We start from the raw sequence: 16303 nt of genomic DNA, 5'->3' as shown, positions 1-16303 counted from the left end.
GGGAGCGGCCCCCGACCCCGCCGCCGCCCCGGCCACCGGGACCAGCGCGAGCCCCACGAGCAGCCCCTCGGCGGGCACCAGACCCGAGCCGTGCCCCGAACACACCGTGCACTCGCGGGCGTGGCGGGCCAGCCGCTTGCGCCACAGGGCGGAGGGGTCGCCGTCCCAGCCGGCGGTGACGCCTTCCAGTAGCACGCACGGCGGTTCGGCTGCCAGCGCGCCCACCACGACCCTCGCCGCCTCCAACTGGGCCTTCATCCGCTGCACCCGTACGGCGGTGTGCTGCGGGGAGAGCTCGAGAGCGGCGGCTACCTCGGCCCGGGACAGGTGCCCGGCGGTCTCCAGCCACCACAGCGACAACAGCGCGCGGTCGTCCTCGTCCAGCCAGCGCGTCGCCTCCGCCACCTGCCGGCGCTGGCCGGTCAGGCCGAGCTCCAGGATCGTCACCTCGACGAAGTCCGCGCGGGGATCCGGCAGGTCGTACGCGGTGTCCAGCCGGTCCGCCGGTAGCGCACCCGACTGCCTCTCGCGCCAGTGCGTGCGCATCTCGTTCATGGCTATCGCCACCAGCCAGGAACGGAAACGCTCCGGGTCACGCAGTTCGGGCAGACCCCGGAGCATGCGCAGCAGCGTCTCCTGCACCACGTCGTCCACGTCCGCATGACCGTCCAACGCGCGTCCGACGACGTTGTACAACAGCGGCAGGTACGCCGAGACGAGCTCGTCCTTGGCCTGCTGGTCGCCGCCCTGCGCCGCCGCGATCAAGACCGACGGGTGATCCTTGCCCATGCTGTGCTCACTCTTCCGGGGTCGGGTGCTGTCACTTCCCACACTCGGGAGATGGGGTGCGGGCGGGACGATAACAAGAATCCGGCGGGCAACCCCGGAAACTTTCCCGCGCATATGGGTCTATACCCCCGCACGCTGGTCCGTGCCACATGTCACCATCCGTGGCACGGACCGGCGTGCGGGGCGTGGCGGCCGTCCTCCGGCCGACCGGTCACCGGCGTGGCGGCTCAGCTGCGGGGCGGCCCGTCCTGGTCGCGGTCCGCCCCGAACTGCTGCTTGAGCTTGTCCTGGGCGGTGTCGACATGGCCTTTGTACTTGCCCTCCGTACGGTCGTCGACCATGTCGCCGGCCTTGTCGACGCCCTTGCCGACGTGGCCCTCGTGGCCCTTGAACATCTTCTTGATCTTGTCCAGCGCGGACATACGCCCTCCTTCTCGACTGTGCGCCCCCACGTCAAGGGTCACCGCACCGGACCCGGCCCGCATCCGCGCCGGGAGACCGCGAGGACGCGCACAGGCGGCCCGGGGCGGGCGGGAAGTGTGAAGCCGCTCCGACTGGGCACATACCGGATGACCAGGAGGAGGTGGTGGCAATGGGCCGCATCCGAGTCGTCGTCCGTCGTCCCCCGCCCCCTTCGGGGCCGCCGCCGCTGGATCTGCGCACCCCGTCCGGCCGCCCCCTGCCGTACTGACCCCGGCGCCGGCTTCGCCTAGTACCGGTCCGGGTGGGGGCCGCCGTCGAGCGGGCCGTGCCGCCACGGTCTGTCCTCGTGCCGTGCGGCGGCGGGCCCCGACAGCGGAGCGAGCTGCTCCACCAGGGCTTCCAGCTCCGTGACGGCGTTCTCCGTTTCACGGCGGATGTTCTTGTGCTCCGCGACGGTGGCCCCGAGCAGCAGTGCGGTGAGCGCGACGCATCCGTTGAGCAGCGAAAGATTGGCCATGATCTCCATCAGGCTGTGCCCCGCGAACGGCCCCAGGCCATCCGTACCGGCGAGGATGGCGAGCACCGAGACGACCAGGGCGCACGGTGCGCTGCCGGGCAACTGGAAGCGCAGGGCCGCCCAGATGATCACCGGGAACACCAGATAGATCATCGACAGCGAGCTGTGCGTGGCGATCAACGACGACACGACCACGACGACCGCGAGGACCGAGGCCTCCAGCCACCGGTCGGTCGGGCGGGGCCACCGCACCCCGCGCAGGACCAGCAGCACCGGGGTGACCACCAGGACTCCCATCGCGTCCCCCGCCCACCAGGATGACCAGACCAGCCAGAACCGTCCCGGCGGGACCTTGCCGTCGAGCAGCAGCGTGAAACTTCCGATGGTGGCGCTGATCAGCATCCCCGCGAACGCGCCGAGGAAGACCAGACAGACCCCGTCCCGCAGCCGGACGAGCTCACTGCGGAAGCCCACCTTCCGCAACAGTGCGTACGATGCGAGCGGCGCGACCGTGTTGCCGAACATGATGGCCAGCCTGCTCACCGTGAACGCGTCGCCGATCTCGGAGACCGTGACCAGTGTGCCCAGCGCGATGCCCGGCCAGACTCGGACGCCCGAACACAGCAGCGCGGCCAGTGCGATGCCGGTGGGCGGCCAGAGTGGAGTCACGACCGCGCCGTCCACGACGACCTGGCGCATCAGCCCGATCCGTCCCGAGAGGTAGTAGGCGCCGGCCACGCCCAGCACCTGCGCCATGTACACGGCCCGGCGTCTGGCTTCCTTGCTGTGGATCACACCACTCATCAGACACCGACCGCGACGGGAGTCGGCAGGTGACACGCGCGGTACGGTCCGGCGTCACCGCGGTCCGCGCCGGGCGGCGGCATGCCGCAGGACCAGTACGGCGGCGTCGTCCTCGTGCCCCGTCAGCTCCGCCGCGCCCAGGACGTCGTCGGCCAGCTGCGGCGCGCTCGCCCCGACGTGCGCGGCGACCAGCTGCCGGACCCGCTCGAGACCGTCCTCGATCAGCAGCGACGGCCCCTCGACGACCCCGTCGGTGAGCAGCACGATCGCCCCGTCGGAGTCCAGGGTGCGCCGTGTGACGGGATATCCCTCGCCGGGCTCGATGCCCAGCGGCATGCCGCCCGGGTCCTCCGTGACGCCGGACCGGCCCTCCGTGGTGGCCCACACGCACGCCACGTGCCCGGCCCGCGCGCTGTGCAGCTCCCAGGTCGTCGGGTCCAGCCGCAGAAACGTGCAGGTCGCGAAGAGCCCCGAGTCCACGGACAGCAGCAGGTCGTTCGTCCTGCCCAGAACCTCGCCCGGGTCTGACGCCGTGCCCGCGATGGCCCGCATCGCGATGCGGACCTGCCCCATGAAGGCAGCCGCCTCGACGTCATGACCCTGTACGTCGCCGATGGCGAAGGCGAGAGCCCCGTCCGCGAGCGCGAAACCGTCGTACCAGTCGCCGCCGATGTCCAGACCGTGGCGGGCGGGTGCGTAGCGTGCCGCGGTCTGGAGGCCGGCGAGCGTGGGCAGGGTCGCCGGAAGCATGTCGCGCTGGAGTGCCTGCGCGAGTTCCACCCTGGCCTGGTGGAACTCCACTTCGCGCCGAGCGCGGGCCGTGAGGTTCTGCAGGGTGTTGAGCAGGTCTTCGGCGCTAGCTGAGCGGGGAGTCCGACGCCGGTTCATGTGCCGCTCCGCGGTGCGTTAAGTCCCTGAATCATATGGCGAGCGCCCCTGAGCGGCGACTGCGGGGACTTCCGCGTGCCCACGGCCGCCGGGGCGCCGCTCAGGAAGGCCGGCGCGGTACAGATCGCGGAGCAGGGCGATCTCGGCGCCGTGGTGCAGCACCTCCTGATTGACCCACCAGACGGTGTCGACAAAGAGGTCCTCGGAGTCGCTGCCGTTCGGATACGTGCTGTACCCGACGGTGTCCAGAGCCGCGTCGTCGGCGGTGAGCAGGACTTCGCGCCAGGCTGCGGACGCGGTTTCGAAGGCGGCCACCGCCCCGGCGGCGTCCCCCGGCGTACGGTAGCCGTCGCGCGTGAGCGACCTGCTGCCATGCGTGTAGTTGGCACGGAGGGTGAGCATCTCGGCGAGGTGGCTCAGACGCCACGCGATGGTGGTGGACGGCGGAGGGAACGGGTGCGGGGAGTCCGCCGCGTCCCGGCCCCAGTCCCCGGCCCCCGCCAGAACGGTTGCCCGCGCCCCGGGGCCGTCGCCGCGGTGGCGTACGGACCAGCATTCGGGCACGGGTTCCCAGAGGTGCTCGTCGTCGCCGAGCGGGGTGACGCCGATGTCGACGCCGTTGCCGCTGTCCATGACGGGACCGGCCAGACGGCAGAGGAGCCGCTCACAGGAGAAATCGAACTGCTCCAGCAAGGGGATCAGGCGCTGTGGGAGGGTCATCGGTGGAGCGTGCCACAGGCGACGGGCGGGCGCGCGCCCATTTTCCGGCGGCTGCCGGCCCGCCGGCCCGGATCGGCGGCCGGACGGCGGAGGACGGCCGGACGGCGGGCGGTGACGGGCGGTCGCCGGAGGCCGGATGGACCCTCGTACCGAGCCGTTGTCAGTGCCCGGTGGGATGCTGCCCGCATGGACGAGCTGATGAGGCAGCGACGGGTGTACGGCACCGACCACGACGACCCCCACCCAGGGCCGAGGCCGGGCCACGACTACCGCGAACTGGTCGGCGGCCCGCTCGACGGGCTGCTGCTCGACGTCACCGGGTGGGGCGACGCGGACCTGCGCGACGGCGTCGGGCTGGTCACCGAGATCGGTGCCTATGGTCCGGGCGGACGTGCCGAGTACGGGCCACGGTCGCCGGACAGCCACCAGTGGGACTGGCGCGGCGACGTGCGATGACGGAGGCCGGGTGGTGATGGCAGGGGCGGCAGGAATCGAACCTGCGACATACGGTTTTGGAGACCGCCGCTCTGGCCGCCGAGCTACGCCCCTTGGTCACGGGTGAAGCCTGACACGCCTCGACGCTCCCGCCAACAGGTTTACGCGGGTGCCGCGTTGAGCACCGTGGCGCGGAAGGCGCCCACCACGGGCCGCAGATCGACGCGGTGCCAGGCCGCCCACAGCCGCGCGGACCCGCTGCGCCAGGGCAGTTCGCGTACGGCCACGCCGGGTGCCGTGCCCCGCACCATGCTCCGCTGCACCAGCGCGAGGCCGAACCCGGAGGCGACGAGCCCCAGCGCGGTGAGGGGTTCGGCCGCGTCCAGCGTGATGTCCGGGGTGAATCCCGCCGCCACGCACGAGGCGACGAACGCGTCGCGCCAGGCCGGATCCCGGCTGCTCTCCACCGCGATCCATGGCTGCCCGTCCAGGTCCTCCGGCACGAGGTCCGCCTTGTCCGCCAGCGGATGACCGGCGGGCAGCACGAGCAGAAGCGGGTCCTCCAACAACAGCGCCGAGCGCAGATCCGGATCGTCCTCGGCCGGCGGCTCCTGGACCAGCGCGATGTCCAGGCTGCGCTGCCGCAGCCCCTCGAACTGCTCCGCGCTCTGCTGCCCGTACAGCGCCACATGGATCCCCGGCCGCTCCAGGCGCAGCGTGCGCAGCGCGGCGGGCAGGAGACCCGTGTGCATGGCGTCCGGTACGTAGCCGACGCAGAGCCCGCCTTCCTCGCCCCGCCCGAGCCGGCGTCCCAGGTTCTCCAGTCGTCCGGCGTGGGTCAGCAGGGCCCGGGCCTCGGCGAGGAAGACACGGCCGTCGGCCGTCAGGCGGATCCGCTGCCGGTCCCGCTCGAACAGGACCAGGCCGAGCTCCTTCTCCAGCTGGGCGATCTGCCGGCTGAGCGGCGACTGGGAGATGTGGAGCTGTTCGGCGGCGCGGCCGACGTGTTCCGTCTCGGCGACGGCGACGAAATAGCGGAGCTGGCGGAGATCGAGCATGGCACGTCCTTGTAAGACCTTCGGAGACTCAAGTCAGCCCAAACGTGTCTTGGACAGTCTCAACATCCGATCCTAACCTCGAATGCGTAAGGCCGACAGAGCGTGCGCAACGGGATATCTCCTGATCAAAGCGGCGTAAAGGGTTGGTTCCCGCGCAGAAACAAGGACGCACACATGAGCATCACCCACCTCCTCCCCGGCCGCCTCGGCTTCGGCACCGCACCGCTCGGCAACATGTTCCGGGCGATCCCCGACGACGAGGCCGCCGCCACCGTGCAGGCCGCTTGGGACCAGGGCATCCGCTACTTCGACACCGCCCCCTTCTACGGCGCCGGCCTCTCCGAGGTCCGGCTCGGCGACACCCTCGCCCAGCACCCGCGCGACGCCTACGTACTCAGCACCAAGGTCGGCCGGGTCGTCCTGGACGAGGCCGAGGACCTCGCCTCCCGCGACCTCGGCGAGAAGGGCGGACTCTTCGAGCACGGCCGCCCCAACAAGATGATCAACGAATACACCGCGGACGCCACCCTGCGCTCCATCGAGGGCAGTCTGAAGCGGCTGCGCACCGACCGCCTGGACATCGTCTGGGTCCACGATGTCGTCCAGGACTTCTACGGCGACGAGTGGCTCGCGGCTTTCGAAAGCGCCCGCACCGGCGCTCTCCGGGTCCTGACCCGGCTGCGTGAGGAAGGCGTCATCAAGGCCTGGGGCCTCGGCGTCAACAAGGTCGAGCCGCTCGAACTCACCCTCGACCTCGACGAACCGCGCCCCGACGCGTTCCTCCTCGCGGGCCGCTACACCCTCCTCGACCATGACCGCGCCCTGCAGCGGCTTCTCCCGGCGGCGGCCGAGCACGACGTCGACCTCGTCGTCGGCGGACCGTACAGCTCCGGCATCCTCGCGGGCGGCGCGCACTTCGAATACCAGAAGGCGCCCGCGCACATCGTCACCAAGGTGGAGCGCCTCAAGGCGCTGGCCGAACAGCACGGCATCGGCATCAAGGCCGCCGCGCTCCAGTTCGCCCTCGCCCACCCGGCCACGGCGGCGGCGATCCCCGGAGCGACCCGGCCCAGCCGCATCGCCGAGGATCTCGCCGCCCTCGACGAGAAGATCCCCGAGGCCTTCTGGGCGGCTCTGCGCGAGGAGAAGCTGGTCTCCGGCGACGCCCCCGTCCCCACCGTCTGAACCCACAGCACCACACGCATCCCGCACCGCACCGGGTGCCGACACCTCCAGGAAGTCATCCATGACCAGCACCACCGCCTCCACCGAACTCCCCGTATCCGCCGACCGCGTCTGGCAGCTCATCGGCGGCTTCGGCTCCCTCCCCGACTGGCTCCCGTACATCCCGGCCAGTGAACTGAGCGAGGGCGGCCGCGTCCGCACCCTCGTCAACGAGGGGGGCGGCGTCATCGTGGAGCGCCTCGAGGCCTTCGACAACGCGTCGCGCAGCTGCTCCATCCTCCGGGCCCCGTTCCCGGTCACGGGCTATCTGTCCACCATCGCCGTGCGCGAGGGCTCGGCGCCGGACCGGGCGCGCGTCGAGTGGTCCGGCACCTTCACCCCGGACGGGATCGGCGACGACGAGGCCGCCGCCCTCTTCCACGGCGTCTCCGCCGACGGCGTGGCCGCCCTCACGCAGTCGCTCGCCGGCTGAAAGCCACGGACGCCCGGAGACCCTCCGGGCGTCCGGCAAGCCGGGGGAGCGGCTGTGGGGCAGGCCCGGCCGTCCGATAGCTTGGCCGGTCATGTGGGCTTTGAGTGCGGTCGGGCACCGTCGGCTGGGTGCGGCAGGATCCCTGGCGGTCGTCGGCGGCGGCTGGTTCGCCGGGAAGCTACCGGTCCACGACCCCTGGGGCCTGTGGGTCGACCACGGGTCCGCCACGAAAGCGGCCGCCGCCGTTCTCGCCTACGCCGGACTGACCGTGCTCGTGGTGGCCTGGTGGCAGTACGGCAAGACCGTCTCCACCGTCCGCGACACCCTCGTCACCCTCGCCTGGTGGACCGCCCCGTTCCTGCTCGCGCCCCCGCTCTACAGCGCCGACGTCTACAGCTACATCGCCCAGGGTTCGATGGTCGTCGAAGGACACGACGTCTACACCGTCGGCCCCTCCGCCCTGGACCCCGGTGGAATCGGCGGCGACGCCGCCGCGAGCGTCGGCAACCACTGGCGCGACACCCCCGCCCCCTACGGACCGCTCTTCCTGCTGCTCTCCGCAGCCGTCGCCCGGACCACCGGCGGCACGATCGTCCCCGCCGTCCTGGCGATGCGGATCGTCGCACTCGCCTCCCTGGTACTGATCGTCTGGGCCCTGCGCCGACTGGCACGCGAGCACGGCCGCGGCGAGAGCCGCGCCCTGTGGCTGGGAGCCCTCAACCCGCTGCTGCTGATCCACGTGGTCGGCGGCGTGCACAACGACGGGCTGATGATCGGCCTGATGCTCGCCGGCCTGGTGCTAGCCCTGCGCGGACGGTGGATCGCGGGCAGCGCCCTGGTCGGCCTCGCCATCATGGTGAAGTCACCGGCGGCCGTGGCGCTCCTGTTCATCGGGGTCCTCGTGCACGCGTCCGCGACCGGCCCCCAGTGGCGCCGCCGGTCCAAGGGGCTGCTCGCGCCCGGCCTGGTCGCCTGCGCGGTCGCCGGAGGGGCGACGCTGATCAGCGGTGCCGGATTCGGCTGGCTCCACACCCAGGGCGTCGCCGCGAACATACACACCGCGCTCTCCGTCACCAGCGACCTCGGCCTCGGACTGGGAGAGCTGGCCCACCTCCTCCTGGACGTCGACGCGGAGCCGGTCAAGTCCGCCGTCCGGACGCTGGGCCTGGCGGCCGCGCTCGCCCTGATCCTCGTGCTGGCCCGACGTGCGATGCGCGGCGGTGTGACGCCCGCCCACGCGCTCGGCCTCTCGCTGCTCGCCCTGGTCGCCCTCTCACCCATGGTCCAGCCCTGGTACCTGCTGTGGGGCATCGCCGTCGTCTCCGCGACCGAACAGTACGGCCGCCTCTCCGCCGTCCTGATCGTGCTCTCGGCGGCACTGGTGTACGAGACCCACCCCATGGGAGCCACCCCGCCCTACGGGTTCGCCCTCGCCGGCCTCGCCGCCGTCCTCGGCACGCTCGCCGTCCGGCGGACAGCCGTCGTGCCGCCCGGCGTCCGACTGCCCGGCCAGCGCGGCCCGGCGGACGCGACCGCCGGGAGCGCCCCCGCCGAGGTACCAGCCCCGTCTCCGCAGAGCGCTCCGTAGGTAAATCCCTCGTCGCACGGCAAGATCCTCGGCTACGCTGAACGGGTCCTGTTGTCTCCGATAGAGGTGGACGTTGCGCATCTGAGGTCCGCGATCATCGCGCGGTACGGCCCTGGCCCGTACAAGGTCACGACTCGGTCGGCATGCCTGCCGCCCGTGACTTCCGCGTGGATGCGACCTCGGTGCAGAGCCGTCCCTCACTCCACAGGACCGTTCTTCCCACCCTTTTCCGGCCCTCGGCCGGGTCGCCGCGTGCTGTTCGCATACGAAGCCCCCGCTCCTTCGCCTTCCGACTGCGAGAACCACATGAGCCATCCCACTGCACCCAGCGCCTCCGCCGCCGCCTCCAATCTCACCTTCCGGTGGCCCGACGGCACGAACCTCTTCGACGGACTCTCCCTCACCGTCCCCCGGGGCCGCACCGGCCTGGCCGGCGCCAACGGGGCCGGAAAGTCGACCCTGCTGCGCCTGTTCGCCGGGCTCCTGCACCCCTCGGCGGGTTCCGTCACCGTCGGCGGGAACCTCGCCTACCTGCCCCAGAACATCACCCTTGACACCGGCCTGCGCGTCGACGCGGCCCTCGGCATCGCCGAGCGGCGGGCCGCCCTGCGCGCCATCGAATCCGGAGACGTACGGGAGGAGCACTTCGAGACGGTCGGCGACGACTGGGACGTCGAGGAACGCGCCCTGGCAACCCTCGGCTCCCTCGGGCTCGGCGACGTCGAACTGGACCGCACCGTAGGTCAGCTGTCCGGCGGGGAGACCGTCCTGCTGCGCCTGGCCGCGCTGCTTCTGGAACGTCCGGACGTCCTTCTCCTCGACGAGCCGACCAACAACCTGGACCTGACCGCCCGCCGCAGGCTCCACGACGCCGTCGACTCCTGGCGCTCCGGGATCCTGATCGTCGTCAGCCACGACCGGGACCTGCTGGAGCGGGTCGACCGCATCGCCGAACTGCGATCGGGCTCGGTGAGCTGGTACGGGGGTGGCTGGTCCGCGTACCAGGAGGCCCTCGCCACCCAGCAGGAGGCCGCCGGGCGGATGCTGCGCGCCGCCGACGCCGACGTACGCCGACAACAGCGCGAACTGGAGGAGACCCGGGTCAAGGTCGCCCGCCGCCACCGCCACGACAAGAAACTGGACGGCCAGCGGAAGGCCCCGCGCATCGTCGCCGGGGAACGCAAGCGCTCGGCCCAGGAATCCGGGGACCGGCTGCGCGGGCTGCACGAGGACCGCCTCGACGAGGCCCGCGAGCGCAGGGAGGAAGCCGCCGAAGCCATCCGCCGGGACGCCGAGATCAAGGTGAGCCTGCCCCACACCGCCGTACCCGCGGGCCGCACCGTCCTGACCGCACGGGACCTCAGCCTCCCCTACGGACGGCTGCGCGAGGGCAGCCTCCAGGTGAAGGGACCCGAACGCATCGCCCTGGTCGGCCGCAACGGGGCCGGCAAGACGACCCTGCTGCGCACGTTCACCGGGGAGATCGAGCCGGCCACCGGAGAGGCCACGGCGGCGGTGCCGCTGAAATTCCTCCCGCAGCGGCTGGACGTCCTCGACGACGCGCTGAGCGTCGCCGACAACGTCGCCCGTACCGCCCCGGGCACCACCGACAACCAGATCCGCTCCCAGCTCGCCCGGTTCCTCTTCAAGGGGGCCCGCGCGGAACAGCCGGCGGGGACGCTCTCGGGCGGCGAACGCTTCCGGGCCGCGCTCGCGGCGACGATGCTCGCCGCCCCCGCCCCGCAGCTGCTCCTGCTGGACGAGCCGACGAACAACCTCGACCTGGCGAGCGTGCGGCAGCTGACGAGCGCCCTGGAGTCCTACGAGGGCGCCCTGGTCATCGCCAGCCACGACCTGCCGTTCCTGGAATCCGTGGGCATCACCCGCTGGATCCTGCTGGACGAGGCACTGCGGGAGTCCGACGCCGAGGAGGTCCGCGAACTGTTCGGCAGCCCGGAGTCCACCCCGGTGGGCACGGCATGAGGCGGGCGGGGAACGCCGGAGCAGGAGAGGAGGAGACCCGGATGGGCGCCGGCCTCGGCCCCTGTGTCGTGCTGATCACCGGAGTGATGGCCGCGGGGAAGTCCACCGTCGCCCAGCTCCTGGCGGAGAGTCTGCCGCGAGCGGTCCATGTGCGCGGCGACGTCTTCCGCCGCATGATCGTCTCCGGCCGCGCCGAGATGACACCCGACGAGGCGGAGGAGGCCCGGAGCCAGCTCGACCTGCGCCAGCGGATCTCTGCCCAGGTGGCCGAAGCCTACGCGGAGGACGGCTGGACGGCCGTCGTCCAGGACATCGTCCTCGGCGACGACCTGCCCCGCTACATCGGCCGGGTCCGCACCCGCCCGCTCCATGTCGTCGTGCTCGCCCCCTCACCGGGGACCGTGCGCGAGAGGGAGGAGGCGCGGGGGAAGACGGGGTACGAGGAGTGGACGGTCGAGGCGTTCGACGTGCATCTGCGGAGCGGGACTCCCCGCATCGGCCTGTGGCTGGACAGCTCCGGTCAGACGCCCGAGGAGACGGTTTCGGTCATCCTCGACGGCCTTGGCGGTGCGCGAGGTGCGGGTGGCACAGCCGCTCAGGCCGCCTCGTAGAGGTGGGCCCGCCCGCCCCGCCATTCCACCCAGACCGGGTTGTCGAGGATCCGGTCCGCTTCTTCGAGGCCGGCCTCGCTCAGGAACACGATGACGTCGTGGTCGCTGTGGGCCAGCCCGAGTATCTCGTCCCGGCCTTCGTAGTGCACGGTCACCCGGCGGCCGCCCGAGGGGGTCGGACGGTGGATGACGATCGGGGGATTTGCCATGGGTTCACCCTGCGACGCGCCCCGCCCCCTCGCATCCCCGGCCGCCCCCCTCCGCGAACGAGCAGCAGCCGGTGCGGAAAAGGCTCCGGCGCCCGCCCGGGCGCCGCGGAGGCCCTCACCGCCCGGCGGCCCCGAGTTCCACCGTTGTGGTGACGCGCACCAGGGACGGGCTGCGCGGGGCGGATCCGAACCCGAAGGCGACCGGCGGATCGAGCGGCGCGAGCGCGCCCAGGCTCACTCCGTCCAGCACGGCGTCTGCGGCCACGACCGGCCACAGACCTCGCGCCCCGTACCACTCCCGCCGTCCCGGGCCCGCGCGGCCCAGGGTGCGTACGCCGGGCATCAGCGACCGGGCCGGTACGTCGCACAGCGCGGCCCAGAGCGGGCTGCGGGCGAGCGGGGCCGGTACGGCGGACAGCAGCAGACCGAGGACGGACCGACGGCCTGTCCGCAGCCGAAGGCGCAGCTGCCCCGCCTCGACGAGCCAGGTGTCGCCGACGACGAGGACGGTCACGGGCACCACCTCGATCCGGTCGAAGAGGTACGTGGCGGCCACGAAGTCCGCGATCCGCCGGGACGGGGCCAGCAGGACCCGTTCGCCGTCGGGATGCTCGACCATGACGTCGCTGAACGCCCCGAACGGTGAATCCGGCCAGTGCCCGACCACCAACCGGGTGCCCGAGGCGGTCCCCACACCGGCGATCCAGCCGTCGAACCGCAGTCGCTCACCTGTCACGCCCGCCAGTTTCCCCCGTCATGGGCGGCGGGGAAGGACCGGCGACCGGCGCGGCGGGGCCCCGCCGCCGTACGGGCTACTCGAAGCGGGACGTGTCCCCGGCTCCGTGGCGTACGATCTCGGGTTCGTCGCCGGAGAAGTCGATCACCGTGGTCGGCTCGGTGCCGCAGTCGCCCGAGTCGATGACGGCGTCCACCTCGTGGTCGAGCCGCTCCTTGATCTCCCAGCCCTGCGTCAGCGGTTCCTCCTCGTCCGGCAGCAGCAGGGTGCTGGAGAGCAGCGGTTCGCCGAGCTCGGCGACCAGCGCCTGGGTCACGACGTGGTCGGGGATGCGCACACCGACCGTCTTCTTCTTCGGATGCAGCAACTGGCGGGGCACCTCCTTCGTCGCCGGGAGGATGAAGGTGTAGCTGCCGGGCGTCGCCGCCTTGACCGCCCGGAACACGTCGTTGTCCACGCGGACGAACTGCGCCAGCTGCGCGAAGTCGTGGCACACCAGCGTGAAGTGGTGCTTGTCGTCGAGGTTCCGGATCGACCGGATCCGGCCGAGGGCGTCACGGTTGCCCAACTGGCAGCCCAGCGCGTAGCACGAGTCGGTCGGGTACGCGACGAGCGCACCGGACCGGATGCTGTCGACCACCGTGCTGATGGTGCGGGGCTGGGGATTCGCGGGGTGCACGTCGAAGTACTTGGCCATCCGCCGAGCTTACGCGCTCGGGCGGGAGAGGCAGGGTGCTGTGCCGGAAACCGCGGGAGGCGGCCCGTCGTGCGACGGGCCGCCTCTTCTTCCGCTTGGTGCGGTGGTGTTCACCGCCGGGCCGGTCAGACCGCGGCGGCCCCCACCAGCTCGTCCAGTACGTCCTCCATCGTCACGAAGCCGATGACCGTGCCCTTGTCCCCGGCGACCGCCGCGAGATGCGTACCGGCGGCACGCATCGCGGTGAGGGTGTCGTCGAGCGGGGTGTCGATCTCGACCCGGATGACGGGGTGGAGGGCGCTCTTGGGCAGCGCTTGGGTGCGCTCCGCGACGCCGAGGGCGTCCTTGATGTGGAAGTAGCCCAGCAGCCCGTCGTCGGGTCCGGTGACCGGCAGCCGGGAGAAGCCCGAGGCGACCGCGGCCCGCTCCAGACCCTGCGGAGTGATGCCCAGGTCGACGGTGACGGTCCGGTTCAGCGGGACCATCACCTCGCCGACCGGCCGGGTACCGAGCTCCAGCGCGTCCCGCAGTCGCTCCCCGTCGGCCGGGGCGAGCAGCCCGGCGTCGCTGGAGTCCTTCACCAGCCGCACGAGCTCGTCGTCGGTGAACACCGAGGCGACCTCGTCCTTGGGGTCGACCTTCAGCAGCCGCAGCAGCATGTTGGCGAAGGCGTTGATACCGAAGATGACCGGACGCAGCGCCCGCGTCAGGCCCACCAGGGACGGCCCGAGCGCCAGTGCGGTGGCGACGGGGGCGGCCAGCGCGATGTTCTTCGGGATCATCTCGCCGATCAGCATGTGCAGATACGTCGCCAGGGTCAGCGCGATCACGAAGGCGATCGGGTGAACCAGCGCCTCAGGCACGCCGACCGCGTCGAACGGCGGTTCCAGCAGATGGGCGATGGCCGGCTCCGCGACGGCACCCAGCACCAGGGAGGAGATGGTGATGCCGAGCTGCGCGGTGGCCATGGCGGCCGACAGGTGTTCGAGGCCCCACAGGGCGCTCTTGGCGCGTCGGCTGCCCCGTACGGCCTGCGGCTCGATCTGACTGCGACGGACCGAGATGAGGGCGAACTCCGCCCCCACGAAGAACGCGTTGGTGAGCAGTGTGAGCGCGCCGATGGCGAGCTGGATGGCGGTCATCGGGCGTCCTCCCGCACCAGGACCGGCGCCGGCACGGGCGCGGTGATCCGGACCCGGTCGGCGCGGTGGTGCTCGATGTCGAGCACGTCGAACTGCCAGCTGTCGAACTCCACCCGGTCCGTACGGACCGGGATGCGGGCCAGCTGGTTGGCGAGCAGACCGGCGAGCGTCTCGTACGGGCCTTCCGGCGCGCGGAAGCCGATGCGGTCGAGCTGGTCCAGCCGGATACTGCCCTCGGCCTCCCAGACCGGGCGCCCGTCGCCGAGCGGCTCGGCCGGTGCGAGGTCGGGACGCTCATGGGGATCGTGCTCGTCGCGGACCTCGCCGACGACCTCCTCGACGATGTCCTCGACGGTGGCGACTCCTGCCGTACCGCCGTACTCGTCGATCACCACCGCCATCGTCCGGTGCTTGCGCAACTGCGCGAGCAGCCGGTCCACGGGCAGCGAGTCGGGCACCAGGAGCGGCTCGGTCGCCAGTGCCGTGACCGGGGTCCGGGACCGCTCGGACTCGTCCAGGGCGAGGACGTCGCGGATGTGGACCGTGCCGATGACCTCGTCCAGGCTGTCGCGGTATACCGGGAAGCGGGACAGGCCGGTGGCCAGGGTGAGGTTGGCGGCGTCGGCTGCGGTGGCGTGCGCCTCCAGCGCCCGGACGTCGACGCGCGGCGTCATCACGTTCTCGGCGGACAGCTCCGCCAGGTGCAGGGTGCGGACGAACAGCTCGGCCGAGTCCTGCTCGATGGCGCCTTCGCGTGCGGAGTGCTGGGCGAGAGCGATCAACTCCTGCGGCGTACGGGCGGAGGCCAGCTCCTCGGCCGGCTCCAGGCCCAGCCGCCGTACGGCGCGGTTCGCGGTGTTGTTGAGGTGTCGGATCAGCGGGGCGAAAGCGGCTGTGAACGCCCGCTGCGGGGTCGAGACGACCTTGGCGACCGTGAGCGGGCTGGAGATCGCCCAGTTCTTCGGGACCAGCTCACCGATGACCATGAGGACCACGGTGGAGGCGGCCACGCCGAGCAGGGTGGCTACCGTGGACACGGCGCCGGCCGGAAGCCCGACGTCCGCAAGCGGGCCGCGCAGCAGCACCGCGAGGGACGGCTCGGCCAGCATGCCGATGACCAGGGAGGTCACGGTGATGCCGAGCTGGGCTCCGGAGAGCTGGAACGTCAGCCGCTTGGCGGCCTTGAGCGCGCTCTCGGCACCGCGCTCTCCGGCCTTGGCGGCACGCTCGAGCTCGCTGCGCTCGATGGTCGTCAGCGAGAACTCGGCCGCGACGAACACCGCACAGGCAAGTGTCAGCGCGAGCGCGAGGAGAAGCAGGATCACTTCGCTCACCGTGTCACCTCCGTCCCCTGGTGCGCGGGGTCGGGGATGACACGGTTCGTACTGGGAGGCTCACCCATTGCGGTGCGCAGCTCCTTCTCTGTTCGGGGCGTCGGGATCGACGGTGGGAGACGGGTGTGAACCCGCCCTATAGATAGTAAAGGGAACGCAAAGCAATGGGGAGTGGTGAGTGTCACACGGTGCCGCCCTCGGGTGGTCACGTCATCCGCGTTCTTGGTGGCTGGAACTGTGCTCAGTGGTCGTGGGCTCGGGGAATCCTCCACTGCTTCCAGGATTCCGCCCGGCGACCTCCTCTCCGGGGAAGTCCGGCTGCGTGGCGACGGGACGGACGTTGTCGGTCGACCGGATCTCCCTTCTCCTCGTCGCCGGGGTCGAGAGGGAGGACCAGGAGGAGGAGCACGAGGACACGGTCGTCCTCGAACGGTTCACCGTCGGCGGCGGGTTCCGGCTGGCGGAAGAGGCCGAACACGCCGTGCCGTTCACCGTCACCCTGCCGCGGGAGACACCGATCATCGAACTCCACGGCCGGCCGCTGGGGTCGGTGCTCGGCCTCCGGACGGAGCTGGAGATCGCGGGGGCCAGGGGCAAGGGCGACCTCGACGAGCTCCCGGTGGGCCTGCTGCCCGCGCAGGAAGCGATCCTGGAGGCCTTCGGGCAGCTCGCCTACGTGTTCAGGCCGGCAGGCCTGGAGCTCGGCCACATC

The 16303-nt window shown here is 71.6% G+C and carries 17 protein-coding genes, 1 tRNA gene and 1 pseudogene; 7 read left to right on the top strand and 12 right to left on the bottom strand.

What is annotated here, in order from left to right:
* The 5 genes from B9S58_RS06100 to B9S58_RS06080 all read right to left on the bottom strand — a co-directional run.
* The coding region (locus tag B9S58_RS06100) for an RNA polymerase sigma factor (RefSeq protein ID WP_146063467.1) at window positions 1-789 on the bottom strand (789 nt) is incomplete at its 3' end.
* Window positions 790-1016: 227 nt separating this feature from the next.
* Entirely contained in the window at window positions 1017-1211 is a 195-nt protein-coding gene (locus B9S58_RS06095; RefSeq protein ID WP_103531104.1) for an antitoxin, read from the bottom strand.
* A gap of 287 nt (window positions 1212-1498) precedes the next feature.
* Entirely contained in the window at window positions 1499-2524 is a 1026-nt protein-coding gene (locus B9S58_RS06090) for an MASE1 domain-containing protein (RefSeq protein WP_181009200.1), read from the bottom strand.
* 63 nt (window positions 2525-2587) lie between these two features.
* Entirely contained in the window at window positions 2588-3421 is an 834-nt protein-coding gene (locus B9S58_RS06085; protein ID WP_103531102.1) for a PP2C family protein-serine/threonine phosphatase, read from the bottom strand.
* An 18-nt stretch (window positions 3422-3439) separates the two neighbouring features.
* Complete coding sequence (locus tag B9S58_RS06080; RefSeq protein WP_258044199.1) at window positions 3440-4141, bottom strand: DinB family protein; 702 nt, start codon at window positions 4139-4141, stop codon at window positions 3440-3442.
* Window positions 4142-4327: 186 nt separating this feature from the next.
* Between B9S58_RS06080 and B9S58_RS06075 the strand changes: the two genes are divergently transcribed.
* Window positions 4328-4597, top strand: coding sequence for a hypothetical protein (locus B9S58_RS06075; RefSeq protein ID WP_030591879.1), 270 nt, complete (start codon window positions 4328-4330; stop codon window positions 4595-4597).
* Between the two features lie 17 nt (window positions 4598-4614).
* On the opposite strand, the gene B9S58_RS06070 is transcribed toward B9S58_RS06075, so the two are convergent.
* A tRNA-Trp gene (locus tag B9S58_RS06070) sits at window positions 4615-4690 on the bottom strand.
* 47 nt (window positions 4691-4737) lie between these two features.
* Window positions 4738-5634, bottom strand: a complete 897-nt coding sequence (locus B9S58_RS06065) for a LysR substrate-binding domain-containing protein (protein ID WP_103531101.1) — start codon at window positions 5632-5634, stop codon at window positions 4738-4740.
* A 174-nt stretch (window positions 5635-5808) separates the two neighbouring features.
* Between B9S58_RS06065 and B9S58_RS06060 the strand changes: the two genes are divergently transcribed.
* From B9S58_RS06060 to B9S58_RS06040, 5 genes are all read left to right on the top strand, one after another.
* A complete protein-coding gene (locus tag B9S58_RS06060; RefSeq protein ID WP_103531100.1) occupies window positions 5809-6819 on the top strand; it encodes an aldo/keto reductase in 1011 nt (336 codons plus the stop codon).
* A gap of 61 nt (window positions 6820-6880) precedes the next feature.
* Window positions 6881-7291, top strand: a complete 411-nt coding sequence (locus B9S58_RS06055) for an SRPBCC family protein (protein WP_103531099.1) — start codon at window positions 6881-6883, stop codon at window positions 7289-7291.
* Between the two features lie 91 nt (window positions 7292-7382).
* Window positions 7383-8879, top strand: a complete 1497-nt coding sequence (gene mptB, locus B9S58_RS06050) for a polyprenol phosphomannose-dependent alpha 1,6 mannosyltransferase MptB (protein WP_103531098.1) — start codon at window positions 7383-7385, stop codon at window positions 8877-8879.
* 306 nt (window positions 8880-9185) lie between these two features.
* Window positions 9186-10862, top strand: a complete 1677-nt coding sequence (locus tag B9S58_RS06045; RefSeq protein ID WP_103531097.1) for an ABC-F family ATP-binding cassette domain-containing protein — start codon at window positions 9186-9188, stop codon at window positions 10860-10862.
* Between the two features lie 41 nt (window positions 10863-10903).
* Complete coding sequence (locus tag B9S58_RS06040; RefSeq protein ID WP_103531096.1) at window positions 10904-11473, top strand: AAA family ATPase; 570 nt, start codon at window positions 10904-10906, stop codon at window positions 11471-11473.
* On the opposite strand, the gene B9S58_RS06035 is transcribed toward B9S58_RS06040, so the two are convergent.
* From B9S58_RS06035 to B9S58_RS06015, 5 genes are all read right to left on the bottom strand, one after another.
* Complete coding sequence (locus tag B9S58_RS06035; protein ID WP_103531095.1) at window positions 11458-11682, bottom strand: hypothetical protein; 225 nt, start codon at window positions 11680-11682, stop codon at window positions 11458-11460. The two genes, B9S58_RS06040 and B9S58_RS06035, sit on opposite strands and share 16 nt — an antisense overlap.
* A 115-nt stretch (window positions 11683-11797) precedes the next feature.
* Window positions 11798-12418 (bottom strand): hypothetical protein, encoded by a 621-nt coding sequence (locus B9S58_RS06030; RefSeq protein WP_103531094.1) that lies wholly within the window; start codon window positions 12416-12418, stop codon window positions 11798-11800.
* Window positions 12419-12494: 76 nt separating this feature from the next.
* Window positions 12495-13115 carry an L-threonylcarbamoyladenylate synthase gene (locus tag B9S58_RS06025; RefSeq protein ID WP_103531093.1) on the bottom strand — a complete coding sequence of 207 codons (621 nt, stop codon included), beginning with the start codon at window positions 13113-13115 and terminating at the stop codon, window positions 12495-12497.
* Window positions 13116-13240: 125 nt separating this feature from the next.
* Window positions 13241-14257, bottom strand: coding sequence for a hemolysin family protein (locus B9S58_RS06020; protein ID WP_103531092.1), 1017 nt, complete (start codon window positions 14255-14257; stop codon window positions 13241-13243).
* Window positions 14254-15591 carry a hemolysin family protein gene (locus B9S58_RS06015; protein WP_103531091.1) on the bottom strand — a complete coding sequence of 446 codons (1338 nt, stop codon included), beginning with the start codon at window positions 15589-15591 and terminating at the stop codon, window positions 14254-14256. The genes B9S58_RS06020 and B9S58_RS06015 overlap by 4 nt, the downstream gene beginning before the upstream one ends.
* Before the next feature lie 288 nt (window positions 15592-15879).
* Between B9S58_RS06015 and B9S58_RS06010 the strand changes: the two are divergent.
* Window positions 15880-16303: pseudogene (locus B9S58_RS06010) on the top strand (sporulation protein); the annotation flags it as partial.

It is taken from the genome of Streptomyces sp. SM11, from assembly GCF_002910905.1.
GTDB lineage: Bacteria > Actinomycetota > Actinomycetes > Streptomycetales > Streptomycetaceae > Streptomyces.
Note: the sequence above shows the minus strand (reverse complement) of the source record. Positions and strands in the feature narration are given on the sequence as shown.

Coding starts and splice junctions, on each gene's coding strand:
- B9S58_RS06095 (WP_103531104.1), bottom strand. CDS start 1,211: ATGTCCGCGCTGGACAAGATCAAGAAGATGTTCAAGGGCCACGAGGGC.
- B9S58_RS06085 (WP_103531102.1), bottom strand. CDS start 3,421: ATGAACCGGCGTCGGACTCCCCGCTCAGCTAGCGCCGAAGACCTGCTC.
- B9S58_RS06080 (WP_258044199.1), bottom strand. CDS start 4,141: ATGACCCTCCCACAGCGCCTGATCCCCTTGCTGGAGCAGTTCGATTTC.
- B9S58_RS06075 (WP_030591879.1), top strand. CDS start 4,328: ATGGACGAGCTGATGAGGCAGCGACGGGTGTACGGCACCGACCACGAC.
- B9S58_RS06065 (WP_103531101.1), bottom strand. CDS start 5,634: ATGCTCGATCTCCGCCAGCTCCGCTATTTCGTCGCCGTCGCCGAGACG.
- B9S58_RS06060 (WP_103531100.1), top strand. CDS start 5,809: ATGAGCATCACCCACCTCCTCCCCGGCCGCCTCGGCTTCGGCACCGCA.
- B9S58_RS06055 (WP_103531099.1), top strand. CDS start 6,881: ATGACCAGCACCACCGCCTCCACCGAACTCCCCGTATCCGCCGACCGC.
- mptB (WP_103531098.1), top strand. CDS start 7,383: ATGTGGGCTTTGAGTGCGGTCGGGCACCGTCGGCTGGGTGCGGCAGGA.
- B9S58_RS06045 (WP_103531097.1), top strand. CDS start 9,186: ATGAGCCATCCCACTGCACCCAGCGCCTCCGCCGCCGCCTCCAATCTC.
- B9S58_RS06040 (WP_103531096.1), top strand. CDS start 10,904: ATGGGCGCCGGCCTCGGCCCCTGTGTCGTGCTGATCACCGGAGTGATG.
- B9S58_RS06035 (WP_103531095.1), bottom strand. CDS start 11,682: ATGGCAAATCCCCCGATCGTCATCCACCGTCCGACCCCCTCGGGCGGC.
- B9S58_RS06025 (WP_103531093.1), bottom strand. CDS start 13,115: ATGGCCAAGTACTTCGACGTGCACCCCGCGAATCCCCAGCCCCGCACC.
- B9S58_RS06020 (WP_103531092.1), bottom strand. CDS start 14,257: ATGACCGCCATCCAGCTCGCCATCGGCGCGCTCACACTGCTCACCAAC.